Source organism: Lysinibacillus sp. NPDC097214 (genome assembly GCF_050277945.1).
Classification (GTDB): Bacteria; Bacillota; Bacilli; order Bacillales_A; family Planococcaceae; genus Lysinibacillus; species Lysinibacillus xylanilyticus_B.
In genome coordinates this window covers 717512-739549 of the sequence record NZ_JBNNSS010000001.1, presented here as the reverse complement: position 1 = coordinate 739549, position 22038 = coordinate 717512, and the positions used below count along the sequence as shown (strand labels likewise).

The 22038-nt window shown below is 39.2% G+C and carries 15 protein-coding genes; 11 read left to right on the top strand and 4 right to left on the bottom strand.

The window, feature by feature from the left end:
- The first annotated feature begins 426 nt into the window (after window positions 1-426).
- The 4 genes from ACQKMI_RS03510 (at window position 427) to ACQKMI_RS03495 (ending at window position 6475) form a co-directional block, all read left to right on the top strand.
- Window positions 427-3681 carry a DNA translocase FtsK gene (locus ACQKMI_RS03510; protein WP_427487258.1) on the top strand — a complete coding sequence of 1085 codons (3255 nt, stop codon included), beginning with the start codon at window positions 427-429 and terminating at the stop codon, window positions 3679-3681.
- A 228-nt stretch (window positions 3682-3909) separates the two neighbouring features.
- On the top strand, window positions 3910-5223 hold the full coding sequence (murC, locus tag ACQKMI_RS03505) for a UDP-N-acetylmuramate--L-alanine ligase (protein WP_323649175.1): 1314 nt from the start codon (window positions 3910-3912) through the stop codon (window positions 5221-5223).
- Between the two features lie 111 nt (window positions 5224-5334).
- Window positions 5335-5841 (top strand): DUF948 domain-containing protein, encoded by a 507-nt coding sequence (locus ACQKMI_RS03500; RefSeq protein ID WP_323649173.1) that lies wholly within the window; start codon window positions 5335-5337, stop codon window positions 5839-5841.
- Window positions 5842-5974: 133 nt separating this feature from the next.
- On the top strand, window positions 5975-6475 hold the full coding sequence (locus tag ACQKMI_RS03495; RefSeq protein WP_323649171.1) for a YtxH domain-containing protein: 501 nt from the start codon (window positions 5975-5977) through the stop codon (window positions 6473-6475).
- A 226-nt stretch (window positions 6476-6701) separates the two neighbouring features.
- Here the strand turns inward: ACQKMI_RS03495 and ACQKMI_RS03490 are convergent, their stop codons facing one another.
- The gene (locus ACQKMI_RS03490; RefSeq protein WP_427487257.1) at window positions 6702-8867 is read right to left on the bottom strand and encodes a cell division FtsA domain-containing protein; all 2166 of its coding nucleotides are present in this window, start codon (window positions 8865-8867) and stop codon (window positions 6702-6704) included.
- A gap of 181 nt (window positions 8868-9048) precedes the next feature.
- On the opposite strand from ACQKMI_RS03490, the gene ACQKMI_RS03485 reads away from it, so the two are divergent.
- Complete coding sequence (locus ACQKMI_RS03485; protein ID WP_323649169.1) at window positions 9049-10134, top strand: bifunctional 3-deoxy-7-phosphoheptulonate synthase/chorismate mutase; 1086 nt, start codon at window positions 9049-9051, stop codon at window positions 10132-10134.
- Between the two features lie 485 nt (window positions 10135-10619).
- A complete protein-coding gene (ccpA, locus tag ACQKMI_RS03480) occupies window positions 10620-11624 on the top strand; it encodes a catabolite control protein A (RefSeq protein ID WP_323649168.1) in 1005 nt (334 codons plus the stop codon).
- Between the two features lie 105 nt (window positions 11625-11729).
- On the opposite strand, the gene ACQKMI_RS03475 is transcribed toward ccpA, so the two are convergent.
- Genes ACQKMI_RS03475 through ACQKMI_RS03465 form a run of 3 tightly spaced genes read right to left on the bottom strand, consistent with a single transcriptional unit; the run spans window position 11730 to window position 14193 of the window.
- A complete protein-coding gene (locus ACQKMI_RS03475) occupies window positions 11730-12890 on the bottom strand; it encodes an acetoin utilization protein AcuC (protein WP_427487256.1) in 1161 nt (386 codons plus the stop codon).
- Entirely contained in the window at window positions 12887-13537 is a 651-nt protein-coding gene (locus tag ACQKMI_RS03470) for an acetoin utilization AcuB family protein (protein ID WP_427487255.1), read from the bottom strand. The genes ACQKMI_RS03475 and ACQKMI_RS03470 overlap by 4 nt, the downstream gene beginning before the upstream one ends.
- A 23-nt stretch (window positions 13538-13560) precedes the next feature.
- Window positions 13561-14193, bottom strand: coding sequence for a GNAT family N-acetyltransferase (locus tag ACQKMI_RS03465; protein WP_427487254.1), 633 nt, complete (start codon window positions 14191-14193; stop codon window positions 13561-13563).
- A 333-nt stretch (window positions 14194-14526) separates the two neighbouring features.
- On the opposite strand from ACQKMI_RS03465, the gene acsA reads away from it, so the two are divergent.
- The 5 genes from acsA to ACQKMI_RS03440 all read left to right on the top strand — a co-directional run bounded on the left by acsA (window position 14527) and on the right by ACQKMI_RS03440 (window position 21060).
- On the top strand, window positions 14527-16254 hold the full coding sequence (gene acsA, locus ACQKMI_RS03460) for an acetate--CoA ligase (protein WP_427487253.1): 1728 nt from the start codon (window positions 14527-14529) through the stop codon (window positions 16252-16254).
- 467 nt (window positions 16255-16721) lie between these two features.
- Window positions 16722-17756, top strand: a complete 1035-nt coding sequence (gene argC, locus ACQKMI_RS03455) for an N-acetyl-gamma-glutamyl-phosphate reductase (RefSeq protein WP_427487252.1) — start codon at window positions 16722-16724, stop codon at window positions 17754-17756.
- A 38-nt stretch (window positions 17757-17794) separates the two neighbouring features.
- Window positions 17795-19027: a bifunctional glutamate N-acetyltransferase/amino-acid acetyltransferase ArgJ gene (gene argJ, locus ACQKMI_RS03450; protein WP_427487251.1), complete on the top strand. Its 1233-nt coding sequence runs from the start codon at window positions 17795-17797 to the stop codon at window positions 19025-19027.
- Complete coding sequence (gene argB, locus ACQKMI_RS03445; RefSeq protein ID WP_427487250.1) at window positions 18990-19763, top strand: acetylglutamate kinase; 774 nt, start codon at window positions 18990-18992, stop codon at window positions 19761-19763. Before argJ ends, argB begins: the two co-directional genes overlap by 38 nt.
- Window positions 19764-19929: 166 nt before the next feature.
- Window positions 19930-21060 (top strand): acetylornithine transaminase, encoded by a 1131-nt coding sequence (locus ACQKMI_RS03440; protein WP_427487249.1) that lies wholly within the window; start codon window positions 19930-19932, stop codon window positions 21058-21060.
- The last annotated feature ends 978 nt before the right edge of the window (window positions 21061-22038 follow it).

Genomic DNA, 22038 nt, shown 5'->3' with positions numbered 1-22038 from the left:
TTTTTTTGTCTAGAATGAGCCTCTAAATACAAGTTTCTATTACATTTTTATGGTATGCTTTTTGTTATAGACATTTAACTTCTTTCAGAAATATTTTTTGTACCGAAAGCGTAGCGACAGGTACAGAAGTCTCCTACCTCTGTAGGTGGTGAGATGAATGCACATTTAGGCTACTTTTCAGCGGGTGTCCAAATACCCGCTGAAATAGAGGAACTCAGTCTAAGAAAGCACGTCCTGTGGCAACGACTGAGTGACTAACATCGTGCTGTTGCTACCGCTACACTTTCGCACAGAAAACATATGTTGCTGCCGCTACGCTTTCGCACAGAAAACATATGTTGGCCTAAAGCCTCCGGCGGATTTACCGAGGCATAATTGATTTAGTAAATGCTATAAATGAAGTGTAAGAGAAATGAGTGAAACAATGTGAATTGGTTAAAAAAACAAATGGATAAATTTTTAAATAAAGATGACAATGAATACGAATATGAAGAGTTTTATGATGACTATGAAGAAGAACGATCTGAGCAACTAAACTCATATAAAGAAACAACAGCAGCAAAGCAAAAAACTTTTCGTTTTCCGTTAATTGAGGATGAGGAATTTTCAGCTCCACCATCAACACCATCATCAAAAGAAGCATTCAATTATATGGACGATGCATCCTCCGGACAAATTGAAGATTTAACGCTACCGAGGCATTTAAATAATCATATTGTGGATTCGAGTGTTTATGATATTGAAGTTTCAGGTATTCGAGACCTATTAGCAAATCGAACGAAGAGAACAGGTAGAACGACGATTACGCGAAGTCAGCCTGAACCGGAGAATCGTTCGAAAGCAAGTCTTGTTTTTCGAGATGCACAAAATGAATTACCGACTGCGCCTAAGGATACGAATTATCCATTAGAAAAAACAGATGAAAGTGATTTACCTGCTAATCGCAAACGTTTTGTACCAAGTGATGTTCCGTCACCAGTTTATGGTTTTACTAAGCCGAGCCCAATTGAGCAACTATTAGAGAAACGGAAGGAAGAGCACGATAAAAAAGAGTTAGAAGTACCTATAGCATCTGAGTCTATAGAAGAAGCGACAACAAATGGGGCTATTGAAAATATACTAGAAGAAAAAGAGCCTAATAGTGCAGATCAAAAGGATGGACTTGAACAGTTAGAAATCCTTGAAACAATTGAAGCACCTGCAAAGCCACCGATTACTTTTGATGATAAATTATCAGATGAAACCAATCATCCTAATGATAAAACGACAACGGAATTACCTGTACCACTAACAACTTCTTTTGCCGTAGAATTTGAAGACCAAGTGAAAGAAGCTGTTCAGCATGAGCTGAATATTGAACAACTTCCGGTTGATCAATCAGAAATTCATGTAAAAGAAGTAGTCGTAGAACAAGTACAAATCGAAAATTCTACCATCCACATTGGTGAAGTTACAGTAGTCCAGCCATCCATGAATGAAGATGGTGTGCAAGATATATTGCAAGAACAATCTGTAGAAAAGAAAGAAAAAAGTAGTGGGGTTCCATTCAATGTTTTAATGCTAAAAACTGATAAAGAGAAATGGAGAATCCGACAGCAATTAAAAAATACGAAGCCGACCCAAACAATTGTTGAAAAGGATCAAGAAGAACAGGAGACATCTTTTGAGCCGATTCATTTAGAGGAAGAACAACAATTGGTACCATCCAATAATGAACAAATTCAACGAGAGATTAGTGAGTTAGAGATGGATGATAAAACAGCACCACAATCGTCGGAGGAAGACGAGGTTTCTATTCATAATACTGCTCCATTCAATGCTGCAACAGATAGTGTATCCGTCATTACAATGGCACCAGTAACATCAATGTCGAACGTTGCGACATTAGAAAAGACTGTGATTGATGTTGAAAGCTCCGACGAAATTTCAGCAACTACCGAAAAGGAAGTAGAAGTAACAACTGAAACGGAAATGGAAGCGACTACCGAAAAGGAAGTAGAAGTAACAACTGAAACGGAAGTGGAAGTGACTACCGAAAAGGAAGTAGAAGTAACAACTGAAACGGAAGTGGAAGTGACTACCGAAAAGGAAGTAGAAGTAACAACCGAAAAGGAACTAGAAACAACTACTGAACAGGAGCTTACTACCGAAAATGTAGTGATTCCCGAAGAGAATTATATTGATCTAGAAGAGTATCCAGAGCAACCTTCTAAATCAGATGAAACATTCGTGGGAAATCAAGTGATGGAAATACCTCGAAAACCTGTTCATGTGTATCAAAAGCCAGAAGATGAGTTTTTAGAGCCACCTGAGGAAAAAACACAGGATACTGAGTGGATGGAGCAACAAGGGGATACGTTGGTCGAAGCTTTGTCTTATTTCCAAGTCTCAGCTCAAATAGAATCCATTATGCAAGGACCTGCCGTGACACAATTTGAAATAACAGTGAGTCATGGTACGAAGGTTAGTAAAATCCGCAATCTATCAGATGATTTGAAGCTTGCATTGGCAGCAAAAGATATCCGTATCCAAGCTCCGATTCCTGGGAAGAGCTCAATTGGCATTGAGATACCGAACCGTGTATCTCGCGCTGTTCGATTATCAGAAGTGACAAATAGTGCTTCTTTCCTTGAGTCAGATTCACCGTTAGAAGCAGCATTGGGTCTGGATTTAACAGGAAAGCCTGTAACCATTGATTTACGAAAAATGCCACATGGCTTAATTGCCGGAGCTACAGGTTCTGGTAAATCAGTTTGTATCAATTCAATTTTGGTTAGTTTATTATATAAAGCAGCACCACATGAATTAAAACTGATGCTGATTGATCCTAAAATGGTAGAATTAGCACCGTTTAATCATATTCCACATTTAGTTAGCCCAGTCATCACAGATGTTAAAGCTGCTACAGCTGCACTTAAATGGGCAGTGGAGGAAATGGAGCGTCGTTATCAGTTGTTTGCTCATGCAGGTGCACGTGATATTACACGTTATAATGCAATTGCGGATAAAAATAATGAGCATAGCTTAAAATTACCTTATATTCTAATTGTCATAGATGAATTGGCAGATTTAATGATGATGTCTCCTACAGATGTAGAGGAGGCAATTTGTCGTATTGCGCAAAAGGCACGTGCTTGTGGTATCCATTTAATTGTTGCAACTCAAAGACCTTCTGTAGACGTTATTACAGGGCTTATTAAATCAAATATTCCTACACGTATTGCTTTCGCGGTATCTTCACAAATTGATTCACGTACAATTTTAGATGGGCAAGGTGCAGAAAGATTACTTGGACGAGGCGATATGTTATATTTGGGTAATGGTATGTCTGCTCCAGTGCGTTTACAAGGTACATTTGTGACAGATGATGAAATTGAAGCGATTATTGAGCATGTTCGTGAACAAGGAGAGCCGGATTATATATTCGATCAAGAGGAACTTTTAAAGAAGACGGAGGTTTCTGCTGAACAAGATGATCTGTTTGAGGATGTATGTCGATTTGTCTATGAGCAAGGAGGTGCTTCTACTTCTTTGATTCAGCGCAAATACCATATTGGTTATAATCGTGCTGCTCGTTTAATCGATATGTTGGAATCACATGGCTTTGTGTCCGAGGCAAGAGGCAGTAAACCACGAGAAAGTTATATTACGGAAGAAGATTTAATTGCTATGTTTGAATAAGAATTGTATTGTTTTCGTATAGATTATCTTCATTACGTCAAAATTAGTTTTTTTAGAAAAGTTGCACATTTATCCTTATGCTTAAATAGTGCTATAATAGACGAGATGTGTTGATTAGTACGTATTTTTTAGCACTTCCAAAGGTATTAATACCTAATAATTAGTGAAAAAATACGATACACCTAATAGATGATAGAAGGGATATTGAATTCCCGGGGGGTTTAATTAATGACAGTTTTTCATTTCACAGGCATTAAAGGTTCTGGCATGAGTTCACTTGCACAAATCTTATTTGATGCTGGTGAACAAGTACAGGGCTCAGATATTGATAAATATTTCTTCACGGAACAGCCGTTACGTGAGCGTAATATTTCAATTTTTACATTTAATGCAGATAATATTAAAGAAGGTATGACAGTTATTGCAGGGAACGCATTTCCTGATGATCATCCCGAATTAGAGCGTGCACGTCAAATCGGTGTAGAAGTTATTCGTTACCATAAATTTTTAGGTGAATATATCGGTAATTATACGTCGATTGCTATTACGGGTGCACATGGTAAAACATCTACGACAGGCTTAATGGCTCATGTTGTAGGAGGCTATAAACCAACTTCTTATTTAATCGGTGATGGAACAGGAGCTGGGCATGAAAATGCCGATTTCTTTGTGATGGAAGCATGTGAATACCGTCGACACTTTTTAGCATACAATCCCGATTACGCAGTAATGACTAATATTGATTTTGACCATCCTGACTATTTTGCAAACATAGAGGATGTATATTCAGCCTTTCAAGCATTAGCATTACAGGTTAAAAAAGCTATTATTGCTTGCGGTGATGATGAACATCTACAACGTATTCAAGCAAAGGTACCAGTTGTTTATTATGGATTTGGGGCTGAAAATGATTTTGAGGCTCGTAATGTTGAAAAAACAACAAAGGGTACAAAATTTGATGTATTTGTCCGCAATGAATTTTATAGTACATTCTTTATACCATTGTTTGGTGACCACGCAGTATTAAATACTTTAGCTGTTATTACACTTTGCCAATATGAAGGTATTTCACCAGACATCGTTCAAGAACGTTTAAACACATATAAAGGTGTAAAAAGACGTTTTACAGAAACGGAAATTGGGAATAATGTTTTAATAGATGACTATGCACACCATCCAACTGAAATCCGTGCAACGGTTCAATCGGCACGACAAAAATATCCGGATCGTGAGCTAGTTGCTATTTTCCAACCACATACATTTACACGTACACAAGCTTTTTTACAGGATTTCGCAGATAGTCTAAGTCTTGCAGATACAGCATACTTATGTGATATTTTTGGCTCTGCAAGGGAAACACAAGGCGCACTTTCAATCCAAGATTTAGCGTCTTTAATTGAAGGCAGTGCAGTGATTACCACTGAAGGAATCGATGTGTTAACAAAGCATAAGGGCGCAGTATTTTTATTTATGGGCGCTGGCGATGTTCACAAATTCCAAGATGCTTTTGAAGACGTGCTAAAGAACAACGAAACAGCTTAATCCGCAAGGAATAAGCTGTTTTTTCTCAAAAATGAGAAGGAATTCAGGTTTTTTTGTCGAAGATAAGGATAGTATTAGTAAAGAGAATTTTTACTTGCAGGAGGTCTAGTTATGGAAGTTATTTTGTATATTGCAGCAATCATCGCAGCAATCGGTTTTTTAATTTTATGTGTGAGCGTAGGAATGACATTATTTTCGCTCAAATCAATCCTCAACAGTTTAGCAGGAACATTATCAGGTATCGAAGGACAAATGGAAGGGATTACACGTGAAACGACTTCCTTACTATCCAAAACAAATAGCTTGGCAGAGGATATTCAAGAAAAATCTGAACAGTTAAATTCTGTTGTTCATGCAGTCAAAGGAATTGGCGACTCTGTGAATGGTTTAAATACATCTGTACAGCAAATTACTTCTTCAATTTCTACAAGTGTGGAACAAAATGAAGAAAAAATTGCACAGGTTGTTCAGTGGAGCAATGTCGCGATCGGCATTGCTGATAAGTGGAAAAAACGTAAAATTACCGATCAGGCCAATGCGGTGATTCAAGATGATGTTTATCCTTTTGAATCAGAGCAAACGGAAAAATCGAAAAGAAAATGGGGCCGTAAAAAATAATTATTATTCGGTAGGTGTTAATGCCATCTGAATAAAAATAAAGTCTTAGGCATAAGTTGAAGAATGCATCCGCGAAGGCAGATGGACAACCAGTCTAGGCAAAATAGATAATAAGATGGGGAGGAATTGTTGCATGACAACTCAAAAGCCAAATTTTAATGAAGTGAAGGAACAACAACTTGAAAGTTCATTGCCACAGCTTTATCATCCGCAGGAATCAATTTATGAGGAGGAGCGAGTGAACATGAAGGATTTCGTTATTGGTGCATTAGTTGGGGGTATAGTGGGTGCAGCTGCCGGCTTATTACTAGCTCCGAAATCAGGAAAAGATTTACTTAGCGATGTAGCAGTACAAGCTGTTAGCCTAAAAGATAAGAGTGCAGATTTCTCGACAACTGCAAAAGATAAAACGGTTCAATTATCTAAACAAATTCAAGAACAATCTACACAATTAGTAGAGAAAGTAAAAACATTAAAATCAGCAAAGGCACCAACTGTTTTTGACGATGGTACTGTTTCTTTCGAGGGTGAAGAGCCACTGGAGGATTTCATTGCTAGCGAAGAACCTAAAGCAGAGGATGCTAGTGAAAAAAAGGAACAAGCTGAAGAAAAAAGTGAAGAAGTTCGCGCGTAAGCGTAATATATAAAAGGGATACGATACATCTAACAACGATGTATCGTATCCTTTTTTTATTGTTAAGGAAACTATGGATTTTCTGCCTGTGGATAAACTAGAGCAAAGTCGTCGTCTAGGCTAAAACGCTACATCCTCGAGGTCGCTTCGATCCCTCGGGCAAAAGTGGTGGAGCGTTTACTTTTGCTTCGGGCTCTCCAGCGCTTGTCGGATGTAAACGAGCGTTTTAGCGCATTTGTTCAGATATAGGTGCTTTTTCTAGTAAAATTTCTAGTTTATCCCCGCCGAAAATCTCCGTATCGAAGCTTGCCGGTTGACCATTTCGTAAAATCGTAAAATTTCCTTTAAATGTAGTAGGTAGTTGCCAATTAGAGAAGCGGAACACATCCTGGTATATCCAACGACTTCGGTCTTTCTCTTTAAATGAAATGCTGGATCCATTTAGAACGGTCGAGAGCGGTGATACCACTACTTGATTAACAAGAACTTCGTTGGCCATTTTTTTTAGCTCTACTACCTCGTTTTGGAAGTGTATGATGATTTTATCCTCAAGTAAAACACTCATTTGGTCAGCAATCCGTTGAACGGTAGGGAATGTTTGTTGCTGAAATGTAAGTACATCACCATCTTGTACAGCATAGGACATTTTAGATGGTTTACCATTAATCATTAAATGAGCTGAAAACTCTGGTAAATAAAGTGGCTTTCCGTCCACTTGAATATAAAATGACTCAAATTGCTTTAATAACTCCCAGTTATTTGTGAGCTTAAATACATCCTCGACCGTTTCAGCTATTTCAAACATCACAACATCTCGATCATTTAATGCACTATCGAGTGATGCAGGGGAACCATTAATCATTATTTTTGGTTCAATTACATATTTTGTGTGTTGAATCGTAACGGTTTTAATGGCAGCATCATCTACAATATCTCTCACCGTAGCATTAGCTGGCTGACCGTCTTGGCCTTCAATTAGCTGGATGGCATCGCCTGTTTTAATCATCGTTTTAGTGGATGCCTGATGACCATTCACTAAAATTTCTGCCGGTTGACCGTGACCACCAGGGATGAAAATATCTTGTCCATTTACATTCACTGATAGTCCATGTCCTGGTTTTCCATATAACTGCTTTGCTCGAATATTGGCTGCTAAAAATGCATCAGCAACAGTCATTTCCTTTAATTCAAATAGGCGCACTATTTGTTCATTAACAGTTAGACTCATATATTGAATAGGCATTTTTTTTGCTGCAATGGCAATACCAATTGGGGTCACCAATTCAGGAGATGCTTTAATATGATCTTCCTTCGTTAAGTTTTGAATAGCGTCAATCCCTCGAACGGCAATGCGATTGGCAGGTAAATTTAGTACTAGTCCAAGTTCAGTTGTAAGTTTGGGTGTTAAGCTACCTCCACCAACAAGCATTACGGCCTTAGGAGCTGACTGATTATTAAGACGTAATATTTCTTCTCCAATGGCTTTTGCCAGTTGCTTGACAGCAGGATCGATTGCTTGAAGAACTTCCTCTTTCGGATAATATTGATCAAAGCCTAAAATATCCTGGATTAATATTTCTTCTTCTGTTTGCAGTTGACGCTTCGCTTCTTCGGCCACTGGGAAGTCGAGTAAATAGTGGTCACTTAAGGCCTCTGTTATTTCATCACCAGCTGTAGGTACCATGCCATATGCGACAACAGTACTTTTATCGGTAATGGCAATATCAGATGTACCAGCACCAATATCAACTAGCGCCACATTTAAACGACGCATAGTTGGGGGGATAAGCACATTTATAGCTGCAATAGGTTCTAATGTTAGTGCATCCATCTCTAAATCCGCGCGTTTAAGAGCCGCAATAAGCGATTCTACGACAACTCGTGGCAAGAACGTAGCAATAACTTCGATTTGTGCTTCATCGCCTTGCTGATCGAGTAGGCTACCAATTTCTTCGCCATCTAAACGATAGTATAGAACTGAATAGCCAACACAATAATAGTGGCTTATTTTAGCATCATCTTTGTGTTGAAGGAGCTGTTGCTGTGCCTGTTGAACAGCTTGTAGTTCTAAACGACTGATATCTTCTTCTGTAAAGATAGGCCGATTACGAATACTGATTGTCACGCTTGCTTGTTCTGTTTTCAATGAACGACCAGCGGCAGCGACACTCACTTTTGTTAAAGGACCATGCTTCTCTTCAAGTTCATGTTTAATTTCATTGATTAAATCTGCCACATACATGACATTATGTATTTGACCATCTACCATGGCGCGTTCTTTATGTTCTTTTACTAAAATGTCTTCCACGTGAAAGCGGTCATTATCTTCTGCTAAAATAATACCAACTACAGAACGTGTACCGATATCAAGTGCAAATAATTTTGAACTCAAAGTACTCGCATCCTTTCTAGTAATATGTTAATATAATTATACAATTTAGCGAGTTGAAGCGCTAAATTAAAAATGCGTGACATTCTGTGCAACATTGATTATAATGATGCTAATATCTAAAAATGTAACATACATTTCAGAGTTCTGAAAGTGTCTGTCATGAGGAGAGGAGCAAGAAAGCATGAGCCAAAAAGATTTAGAAAGCTTACGTAGTCAAATTGACGGTTTAAACTTAGAAATTCTTCGTCTAATTAACGAACGAGCAGCAGTAGTTGATGAAATCGGTAAGATTAAAGAAAAACAAGGTGTGATCCGCTATGATCCATTGCGTGAACGACACATGCTTGATCTTATTAAAGAGCACAATCAAGGTCCATTAAACCAAATGACGGTTGATTATATATTTAAGCAAATCTTTAAAACAGCTTTAAAACAACTAGAAGCAGATAAGAAAAAAGAGTTACTTGTATCGCGCAAGAAAAAATCAGAAGATACTGTCATTAATATAAACGGTGAGCTAATTGGACAAGGAAAACCATCTTTCGTATTTGGACCTTGTGCTGTAGAATCATACGAACAAGTAGCAGCAGTAGCAGAATCTATTAAAGCAAAAGGTGAAAAATTAATTCGTGGTGGTGCTTATAAGCCACGTACTTCTCCATATGACTTCCAAGGTCTTGGATTAGAAGGACTTAAAATTTTAAAACGTGTGTCAGAGGAATACGGTTTAGGCGTTATTACGGAAATTGTTACACCAGGTCATTTAGAGGAAGCATTAGATTACATCGATGTTATCCAAATTGGTGCACGTAATATGCAAAACTTCGAATTATTAAAAGCAGCGGGTGCAACAAATAAACCTGTCCTTTTAAAACGAGGCTTAGCAGCGACAATTGATGAATTCATTCACGCAGCAGAATACATTATGTCAAAAGGAAATGAAAACATCATTCTTTGTGAGCGTGGTATTCGTACTTACGAAAAAGCAACTCGTAACACATTAGATATTTCTGCTGTACCAATTTTAAAACAAGAAACGCATTTACCAGTATTCGTAGACGTTACACATTCAACAGGTCGTCGTGATTTACTATTGCCATGTGCTAAGGCAGCAATTGCTATTGGAGCTGATGGCGTCATGGCAGAGGTGCATCCAGATCCATCTGTAGCACTTTCAGATTCACAACAACAAATGGATATTCCAACATTTGATGCTTTCTACAAAACACTACAAACTTTCATGAAGAACCATGAAATCAATGCTTAACTTCTTTCAGCAACACCCGCTGAAATAGAGGAACTCAGTCTAAGAACGCCACGTCCTGTGGCAACGACTGAGTGACCAACATCGTGTTGGCCCAAAGCCCCCGGCGGATGTCACGGAATCGGAAAGGAGTGCTTAGAGGATGTTAGCCTAAAATCATCGCATCCATGCGATAACGGCTAACTGACCTGCATCGGTAAAAACGCCACGTCCTGTGGCATTACCGAAATGATCGACATCGTGTCGGCTTTCAGCAGGCCTAAGCACAAAGCCGATTCCAGACGTAATTATGACGGGGCATAATTGATGTGTTGATAAACACCGCTTGCTTTAATCGGCAGGCGGTGTTTACTATATAGTGACAAAATAATGTCTAGAATAGTACTACTTGTACTTGGTTTTTCTTTTCATATACATACTGCTTCTTGAAAAGAATATTAAAATTATCGTATGATAAGGCTATAAAAGGAAAAAGGGAGGCACGTACGATGACTGTTACAATTTATGATGTTGCAAGAGAAGCAAATGTTTCTATGGCAACTGTCTCTCGTGTAGTCAATGGTAATCAAAACGTAAAACCGGCAACACGAAAAAAAGTATTAGAAGTAATTGAACGATTAGAGTATCGTCCAAACGCAGTAGCGCGAGGATTAGCAAGTAAGAAAACAACAACAGTTGGCGTGATTATCCCGGATATTGCAAACAATGTTTATGCGGAACTGGCACGTGGTGTAGAGGATATTGCAACAATGTATCGTTACAATATTATTTTAGCCAACTCAGACCAACATGAAGATAAAGAGCTTCAGCTACTGGATACAATGCTGGGAAAACAGGTTGACGGTATTGTCATGATGAGTGATGAAGTAACTGAAAAAATGCAACAAACTATGGATCATTCTCCTGTGCCAATTGTACTTGCAGGTTCAGTGGATGAATCACAAACAATTGCGACAGTTAATATTGATTATTACCAAGCAGCTTATGAGGCGATTACATTACTTATTCAAAATGGTCATAAGCGAATCGCTTTCGTAACAGGTCCGCTTTCGTATACTATTAATGGAAAATTCAAACTTGCAGCTTATAAAAAAGCCTTACAAGATGCAGGTTACCCTATAGATGAATCACTAATCGCTGCTGATGAATCGAGCTATGATATGGGCTTAGAGGCGTGGGAAACATTATCCTCACTTGAAAATCCTCCAACAGCTTATTTTGCAGGTAGTGATGAATTAGCAATTGGATTGATTCATGGTGCACAGGATGCAGGCAAAGATGTACCTGAGGATATCGAAGTAATTAGCTTTGAAAATTCAAAATTAGCTCGCATGGTTCGTCCACAGTTAACAAGTGTCGCGTTACCACTGTACGATATCGGAGCTGTCGCAATGCGCCTGCTGACAAAATTAATGAACAAAGAGCCTGTTGAAGACGAAGCGGTTATTTTACCGCATCGTATTGAGCATCGCCAATCTGTCAAAAGTAAATAACGATACTTAACACGTAAATCTGATTAAGGATTTACGTGTTTTTATGTAGACGGATAGATGACTGAGGGCAAATGAAAAAGCCTCACGATTGTCGTGAGGCTAGTGTTAAACGTGTTTTTCATTACGAATAATATGTAGCGCTTTGGCTAGCATTTGCGCGTTTTTTTCTTCAATCTCAGCCTTTCGAGGGATTGGCTCATACAATGGATTAGGATCCTCCCAAGTTGGAATAAAAGGCACTGGCGCTTCAGGCTGCCAACGGTCTAACCATGCTTGAGGGAGAGGACCAGTCGGTAATTGCTGATCTGTCATTTCAAGCCATAGCATAGACCATGCACGAGGCACGACACGCCAAATATCGTACCCGCCACCACCGACAGCAATCCATTTGCCTCCACAATATTCATGTGCTAATTTATGTGCAAGCTTTGGAATTTCTCTATAAATATTCATTGTTCCATATAAATGTGTTAATGGATCGAAAAAATGTGCATCTGCGCCATTTTGCGTTAGCACAACATCCGGTTTGAAAAATTCAAAGACTTCTCGCATAGCTTTTTCATATATTTCTAGGAAACTCTCATCTTCTGTAAAAGCATCAATTGGAAAATTAAAAGAAGCGCCATAGCCTTGTCCATTTCCGCGTTCCGTAATATTACCAGTTCCGGGGAAAAGATAGCGTCCTGTTTCATGAATGGACAATGTACAAACATCTGGATCTTCATAAAAACTCCATTGCACCCCATCTCCATGATGGGCATCGGTATCTACATAAAGTACACGAGCATTGTATTTTTCCTGTAAATAGCGAATGGCTACTGTACTATCGTTGTAAATACAAAAACCTGATGCACGGCCACGGAAGCCGTGATGTAGTCCTCCGCCTAGATTGAGGGCGTGCTCGGCCTTTCCTTCCATAACATAGTCGACAGCTGTTAACGTTCCACCGACAAGTTGTGCACTTGCTTCATGCATATTTTCAAAAATGGGTGTATCTTCTGTGCCAATGCCGTAGCTTTCACATTGTGCCTCTGAAAGCTCACCGTGGCCGGCTCTTTTAACGATATCAATATATTTTGGATCATGGGCAAGTAAAAGCTCTTCCTCTGTTGCGACACGAGCTGGAACAATATCCAAATCATTAAGAGCATCAATATTCTTTAGCAAATCCATTGTAAGCGTCAAGCGTTTATGATTGAAAGGATGAGTATCTGAAAATTTATATCCGAGTTGCTCTGGCGAGTATACAAATACTGCTTTTTTCATTGTATTGAAACACCAGGTAAATTTGGCCATAATACATCAAAGCCTTCTTTACGAAGATCTTCAATCATGGCCAGTGGATTCAGGGTTTTTACTCGGATACTTAATATTTTGTTTTGCGTATTTTCAGAGTCAGGATAAACTAAGACGCTTTGGACATTTGCATGATGTTCGTGAAAAACTTTTGTGATCTCAAATAATATTCCTGGCGTATCGGCTACACGAATTTCAATTTTTGAGCCAGGTTCAGTGGCACCTGTTAACTCTATATATGTATAGAGTAAATCTGTAGTAGTTACTATCCCAACTAATTTCCCTCCAGAGACAATGGGTAAACAGCCTACTTTGGATTCATAAAAAGTAAGAGCTACTTCTTCTACGAAATCAAGTGGATGACCGACAAGTGGATTTTTAATCATAATTTCTTCCACTTTTGCATTAAAAACTGGAGAATTAGGCTCATCCCGTAAAGAGGAAGGTAAAGCCTCTTTAATATCTCTTTCAGTGATAACCCCAAGAACGTGATGTTCCTCATCTACAACTGGCAAATGACGTACTTTTTTCTCACGCATTAATTTCAATGCTTCAAACACTGTATTTGTCGGAGCCAGCGTATGAGGCTCATCATTCATAATTTCTTCTACGATCATATACTCATCCCCTTGTGTTGGTTTTAATACATGAAGCGATTTCTAAAACGAAGTCTATCAAATCTTTCCATTGTCTCAGGGTGCACGCGTTTTCCTTCACGTGCCATCAAGCAGTTAGCAGGATGTGATGTAATTTCAGGGTCATCTGTAGCAAAATATTCGAAGTTAGCAGAGCCCATCATTTTCTCCATCATTTTGCGATAATCCCAAACATTTAAACCAGTCCCTTTTAAGTCCCAATGCCAATAATATTCGGTAGTGATAACAAGATAGTCTTCCATTTCATCTCCCATAAAAGACACGGCTAGTAGTGCCTTACCAACACCTGTACCACGATATTCTGGAATGACTTCAATAGCACCTAGCTCAATCATGTTATCAATTCGATCTTCCGCCCATCGTTCAAGTGGATCGGGATATAAATAAGTGACGTAGCCTACAATAATGTTTTCGTTTCGAATAATAATAATTCGTCCTTCAGGAAGCCCTGCAATTTCTATAATGGCTTGCTGCTGTTGCTTTGGAGGTCTAAAAGCAACCAAGCCTTCGTGGAATGAATATGTAGCTAATTTTTCTGGAGGAACAGGTCCTTCCACATACACAGTACCATGCTTAGTTTCCATTGTGACAGAAAAAAAAGTTCTTTTATGTTCCATGATTACACCACCTGAGTTTAATAATTCCATTATAGCTGATTTCCTGCGGAAAAACGCTATTATTTGCAAAATATACCTGTATTTTTGGAAAAGTAAAAATATTAAGACATTCTTAATGGATTCGTGTAAAATATATGTATATTGCATCTGTTATTCAACAGATAAATGTAGTGTGAATAGCATTCGTTAATTTTACACTGTCTAAACTGTTATATAACAAGTGCCGCATAACGTATTTGTCTTTGGAGAAGGTGGCGGATTTTGAAGGGGTAAATAATGAAATTAATTCGCTTACTAATGTACTAAGGCGATAGCAAAGAAAGGGGTAGTTTCATGGGGATGAAAATGTTGGAGAAGTTGAATGCTTTACCGGGGCAATATAATTTGCTTGATTATGAGAAAGCTGCGGCAACACATGATTGGGCAGAGACAGAAAAGGGATTTAGTTGGTATGAAACAGGGCTTGTGAATATGGCATATGAGGCAATTGATCGTCATACAGAAACGCATCGAAAAAACAAAATTGCACTTTATTTTAATGATGGAAAACGTAAAGAGGCTTATTCTTTCAACGAAATGAAGAAGCTGACAAATAAAGCTGCAAATGTTTTTAAGGACGCAACAAATTTAGAAAAAGGTGATCGATTATTTATTTTCATGCCACGTTCACCGGAGCTTTATTTTTCTTTATTAGGTGCATTGAAAATGGGTGTTATTGTAGGTCCATTATTCGAGGCATTTATGGAAGGTGCTGTTTATGACAGACTTGTAGATAGTGAAGCTAAAGTATTAGTGACAACACCAGAGTTACTGGAACGTGTACCTTTAGCAAAGCTACCACATTTGCAGCATGTCTTTTTAGTAGGATCTGATATAGAGGAAACAACACAAATTTTTGATTTTAATAGACGCTTGAAAGAAGCATCTTCTCAATTTGACATTGAATGGGTGGACAGAGAGGATGGTATGATTCTTCATTATACTTCTGGATCAACTGGAGCACCAAAGGGTGTTTTGCATGTTCATAACGCAATGCTTCAACAATATCAATCGACGCAATGGGTACTAGATTTACGTGAAGATGATATTTACTGGTGTACGGCTGATCCGGGATGGGTAACTGGAACAGCATATGGCATTTTTGGTCCATGGTTAAATGGTATCACAATGTTAATTGTTGGCGGAAGGTTCTCTCCACAAGCTTGGTACCAAGCAATTGAGGATTATAGTGTAACAGTTTGGTATAGTGCACCAACAGCTTTCAGAATGTTAATGGGTGCTGGTAGTGGTATGCTTGCGAATTATGATTTATCTTCGTTGCGCCACGTTTTATCTGTTGGTGAGCCGTTAAATCCAGAGGTAATTCGTTGGGGGATTGATGAGCTCGAACACCGTATTCATGATACGTGGTGGATGACAGAAACGGGTGCACATATGATTTGTAACTATCCTTCTGTGGATATTAAGCCAGGATCAATGGGAAAACCATTACCAGGTATCCATGCGACGATTGTTGATGACGCTGGTAATGAAGTACCACCTTTTACAATGGGGAATCTAGCAATTCGACGTGGTTGGCCAGCGATGATGCGTCAAATTTGGGGGAATCCAGAGCGTTATGAATCCTATTTCTTAAAAGGTGAATGGTATGTGTCTGGGGACTCCGCCTATATGGATGATGATGGTTACTTCTGGTTCCAAGGGCGTGTAGATGATGTGATTATGACAGCTGGTGAGCGGGTAGGTCCTTTTGAGGTAGAAAGTAAGCTACTAGAGCATCCTGATATAGTCGAGGCAGGGGTGATTGGAAAGCCAGATCCTGTACGAGGTGAAATTATTAAAGCTTTTGTATCCTTACGTGAAGGCGTAGCACCTTCAGATGTATTGATTGAGGATATTCGTAATTTTGTTAAGAAGGGCTTATCTGCACACGCAGCACCTCGTGAAATCGAATTTAAGGATAAGTTACCAAAAACACGCAGTGGTAAGATCATGCGACGTGTGTTAAAGGCATGGGAGTTAAATTTACCAACAGGTGACTTATCTACGATGGAAGATTAATTTTGTAGTATAAGAAGCAGGAATTTATTCGGTCGACGAAAAATTCCTGCTTTCTTTTTTGAGAAAGTATAACTTCATTCAACGGGATTTTACTTCAATTTTACCGTTAGTTACTAAAAAAGAAGAAAAGAGTATACAAAAATTATTTGCATAATAAAACATCTCCTTTTAAGTAGAAAAATGCCTTACTCGATATAAAAGTAGTTATTTTAAAACGTATGCCATGTTGATTGGAGTGGAGACTGGGCGACTCCTTGGGGATCAGCGTCACAGATGAGACCCTGCAGCGAAGCGAAGCGGCTCATCGGACGCCCCCAGGAAAGCGTCCCAGTCGGAACGGAAATCAACCACACGTTATGATGATAATAGATAAAAATTTAGAAAAGTTTAAATATAAATAAAAATTCAATTGACTTAATAAATATGCAGACGTATACTAATTTTAACTTAATTCAGAGGTGAGTGCATTGAAAGTAGGAATTGTTGGTGCAACCGGATATGGTGGATTAGAGCTTATTCGATTTTTACATAATCATAAAGCAGTGGAGAGGATCGATTTATTCACATCCTCAGAAGAAGGTGTCATTTTTTCTTCTAAGTTTGGTCATCTCGCTCATATTGCTGATACACCTTTACAAAAAATTGATTATGGGACTTTAGAGAAATTTGATGTTGTTTTTACAAGTACGCCTTCAGGGGTGACAAGTGAGCTATTACCTCCATTGGTAGGGAAAGGTCCTAAATTAATAGACTTGTCTGGTGACTTCCGTTTACAAGATCCCGCAAGCTATGAAGCGTGGTACGGTAAAAAAGCGGCACCATTGGAAATCATTCAACAAAGTGTGTATGGCTTAACTGAATGGAATGCAGAAAATGTTCAACATGCTCCTCTTATCGCAAATCCAGGGTGCTACCCAACAGCGGTTTTACTTTCATTGTTACCGTTGCTAAAAGAGAGATTGATTGATTCGAACTTTTTAGTAATTGATGCGAAAAGTGGGATTTCAGGAGCGGGAAATAAGCCATCGCAAACAACGCATTTTAGCGAGGCGAATGAAAGCTTATCAATCTATAAAACGAATGCACATCAGCATATTCCAGAAATTGAGCAGGCCATTTCAATGTTTGCAGGGGTCGATACAACCATTTCTTTTAATACTCATTTAGTGCCAATGACTAGAGGGATTTTATCTACCTCATATGCACCTGTTATGCCTGGTGTTACAGAGAAGCAGCTAGTAACTTGTTTACAGAATGCCTATGAAAAACATCCGTTTGTACGGGTCTTTACAGATGTAAATAGCTTAGGAACAAATCGCGTTAAAGGTTCAAACTATTGCGATATTTTTGTGAAAGTAGATAGCCGTACGAATCGTGCCACGATCGTTGGCGTCATCGATAATTTAGTCAAAGGGGCTGCAGGGCAAGCCATTCAAAATATGAACGTTCAATTTGATTTACCACAAACGACAGGATTAGATGTCGTTCCATTCTTTATTTAACTTCTAGGATAATTGATTAACGAAGGAGGAAAGATTTTATGACATTAATAGCATCCGCAAGTATTATGAAAAAATTATCAAGTAAAAATATTGTTTCACCAAAGGGCTTTAAAGCTGCGGGTTTACATTGTGGTTTAAAGCATAAGAAAAAGGATTTAGCTGTATTAGTCAGTGAAGTACCTGCGAGTGTAGCAGGAGTCTTTACAATGAATGCTGTACAGGCAGCACCATTAAAAGTAACGAAAGAGGTTGTGTACACAACGAAAAAAATGCAGGCAATGATTGTCAACTCCGGAAATGCTAATGCATGTACAGGAAAGCAAGGAGCGAAGGATGCACAAACAATGCAATTCCTAGTGGCGGAAAAGCTTGGTATCGAGGCAAATTTAGTAGGTGTTTGCTCAACGGGTGTCATCGGTGAAATTATGAATATGGAGCCTGTAGCAAATGGGATTAATCAGTTAGAGCCAAAGGATAATTTAGAAAGTGCGATTGATTTTGCCCAAGCGATATTAACAACAGATACTGTTATGAAAAACACAAGTTACAGCACTATCGTTGATGGCCAAGAGATTATTATCGCTGGAGTTGCAAAAGGTTCGGGTATGATTGAACCAAATATGGCGACAATGCTAGGTTTTATTACGACGGATGCAAATATTGAATCAGATGTCCTACAGGCAACATTATCTGATATAACAAATTTGACTTTTAATGCAATTACTGTGGATGGGGATACATCTACGAATGACACAGTAGTTGTGATGGCAAACGGCTTAGCGGGCAATGAAGCTTTAACGCCTAACCATCCAGATTGGCAAAACTTCTACTTTACATTGAAAACAGTAGCTCAAGACTTAGCGAAAATGATTGCCAAAGATGGTGAGGGTGCAACGAAGCTGATTGAGGTTGAAGTTGAAGGGGCAATGTCTGATGAAGAAGCGCGTAAAATTGCAAAAACAGTTGTTGGTTCACCGCTTGTGAAAACGGCAGTATTCGGTTGTGATGCAAACTGGGGACGTATTATTGCTGCTATAGGCTATAGTGGCGCAATGGTTGATCCAGAAAAAATTACGATCCAAATTGGTGGTGTGACAATGGTTGAAAACGGTGAGCCAATTCCATTTTCAGAGGATAAATTAATTCAAATTTTAAAAATGCACGAAGTGAAAATCAGTGTGTCACTTGGTATTGGGGAAGGCAAGGGGCATGCATGGGGATGTGATCTAACTTATGACTACGTTCAAATCAATGCCTCGTACCGCTCGTAAACGAATGGTCATTAAGCTTGGGGGGAGTACGCTAGAAGGCTTAAATGAATCGTTTTTTGAGAATTTTAAAAAACTCCAAGAGAGCGGTGTAGAGCTTATTATTACTCATGGTGGTGGCCCGGCTATTAACCGTGAACTTGCGGAGCGTGGAATAGAATCACATGCTTTAAATGGTATTCGTGTAACGAGCGAAGCTGTAATTGATATCGTACAGTCAACGTTAATAGGAAAGGTCAATCCAGCGCTTGTTCATGAATTAACAACGGCAGGCATAGCTGCAATTGGTTTAAACGGATTTGATGGTCAGTTGATTGAAGCGGATTATCTAGACAAAGATGTATTCGGTTTTGTTGGAGAAGTAAAGACAGTCAATACATCTTTGCTAGAATCATTAATTAGTGCGGGGATAGTACCGGTTATTGCTTGCGTTGGAGCAGATGAACATGGTCAGGCATTGAATATTAATGGAGATACGGTAGCGAGTGAAATCGCATTAGCTTTAGATGCAGATAGCTTATTACTTGTAACGGATGTAAGTGGTATTCGAATTAACGATGAATATCAATCCAAAGTAACTCCTTCCTTCATCAATCAATGGATTGAGGAGGGGCATATTTACGGTGGAATGATACCTAAAGTTCAAGGAGCTCTTGAATGCTTAAATGCAGGTATTCCATCGGTCCAAATTGTTGGGGAAACCTTAGTAGGTACGACGATATTATCCGGTTTGAATTAAATGTCCGTAAAAGCAGGTTGGTGAGGGCGATAATCAATGGGTGATGAATAAATCCTCATCAGTGTTCATTATAGTATGAATGATCGTTCTAATGGCATAGAGGCAGCAAATATAGTTGAGTAAGATTGCAGATTTTTAGCTATGAATTTGAGTAGGAGTTGATAAGATGAGTGCTTTATTTGGAAACTATGGCAAACGCCGTGCCCAAATTGTCAAAGGGCAAGGAACAGTTGTTGAAGATTCTGCTGGGAAAAAATATTTAGATTTTATAAGTGGAATCGCTGTAGTGAGTCTTGGACATGCACATCCTGCGATTGTAGAGGCTATTCAAGATCAAAGTAAAAAGCTATGGCATATTTCTAATTTATTTGATATTCCTGGTCAAGAGAAGGTTGCACAAAAATTAATAGCTGATACACATTTTTCTTATGCATTTTTCTGTAATAGTGGTGCGGAAGCAAATGAAGCGGCCATCAAGCTTGCACGTAAGCATACAGGAAAAAATCATATTATTACTTTCGAAAATTCCTTTCATGGTCGAACTTTTGGAGCAATGTCTGCAACAGGTCAGGGGAAGGTACATAATGGCTTCGGACCACTTGTTGAAAAATTTACAATTCTTCCTTTTAATGATGTGGCAGCACTTGAAGCAACGATTGACGATTCTGTCGCAGCAATTATGTTGGAGATGATTCAAGGTGAGGGCGGCGTTAACAGTATATCACCAGAGTTCGCAGCAGCAATAGCTAAAGCCTGTGACGACAAAGGAATATTACTAATGATCGATGAGGTTCAAACAGGTATTGGGCGAACAGGAACAAAATATGCGTTTGAGCAAACGATTTTAAAGCCAAATATTGTGACATTGGCAAAAGGACTAGGTGGAGGCTTCCCAGTCGGTAGTATGCTTGGAACAGCCGAGCTATATGATACATTTGGTCCTGGCACACATGGGACAACATTCGGTGGGAATCCACTTGCGATGCGTGTTGCTGAAACCGTGCTTGATCATGTCTTCGAACCTGCATTTTTACAAAATGTACAGGAACTATCCACTTATTTTGTAAAGCAGTTGAAAGCGAATCTCCCTTCTACGTATACCGTACAGGGCCAGGGCTTACTCCTTGGTATTGGCTGTGGCGATACTGATGTAGCCTCGTATATAACTGCGGCAGAGGAAAACGGATTATTATTAGTAAGTGCAGGGCCAAATGTTATTCGTCTATTACCTCCATTAACCGTGTCAAAAGCAGAAATCGATGAAGCAATTACGATTTTAAAAACGATACTGCTGTAGCATCTGATCAATTAAATACGATAAAAAATGAATCTGCTAGACTTCTTTGCAAGAAATCTAGCAGATTTTTAATGCTTATCCAAAAGGCTTATCACCATAGTGTGGAATTTATTTCCGTTCCGGCTGGGCGCTTTGTTGTTGCTGTCGCTACGCTTTCGCACAGATAAAACATTTGCCGCTGACGCTTCGCTTTCGCGTAGAGCAGAGCTTCCTGGGGGCGTCCGATGAGCCGCTTGGGGCAACAGGATGTTGGTCACGAAGGCGTTATCACAGGATGTGATGTTCTTAGCCTTCGTTCCCCTGCCGCTCACTCCAGGGTCTCGGGCCAACAGATGTTTTCTGCGCGAAAGCGTAGTGCTAACGTAGGGGCAGCAGAGGGCTTTGTTTGTGCGAAAGCGCAGCGACAGCAACAGCACCGATGTTGGTCACGAAGGCGTTATCATAGGATGAGATGTTTTTAGCCTTCGTTCCCCTATCGCTGATCCCCAAGGAGTCGCCCAGCCTCCACTCCAATCAATCCAATCAACTTATTTACATAGAATACGGTTTAAAAAATGTCATCCGCAACTTTTGGGTAATAAAGTAAAATCTTATCCCGCATTAACGGGAGTAATTTATCTGTACCGAAAGCGAAGCGTTAGGTACAAGACTCTCGCCTCGAATTTAGATGGGAGAGTAACTGCCCGTAAAAGCCCGATTGGTGAAGACTAATAATCAGAGGGGGTTTAAGAACCCCCCCTCTGATTAAAGTTTCACTTTATCCCGCATTAACGGGCAGTAATTTATCTGTACCGAAAGCGAAGCGTTAGGTACAAGACTCTCGCCTCGAATTTAGGTGGGAGAGTAACTGCCCGTAAAAACCCGATTGGTGAAGACTAATAATCAGTGGGGTAAAGAACACCCCACCGATTAAAGTTTCACTTTATCCCGTATTAACGGGCAGTAATTCAAAAGAGAGGCGTCAGGTCCTCCCACTTT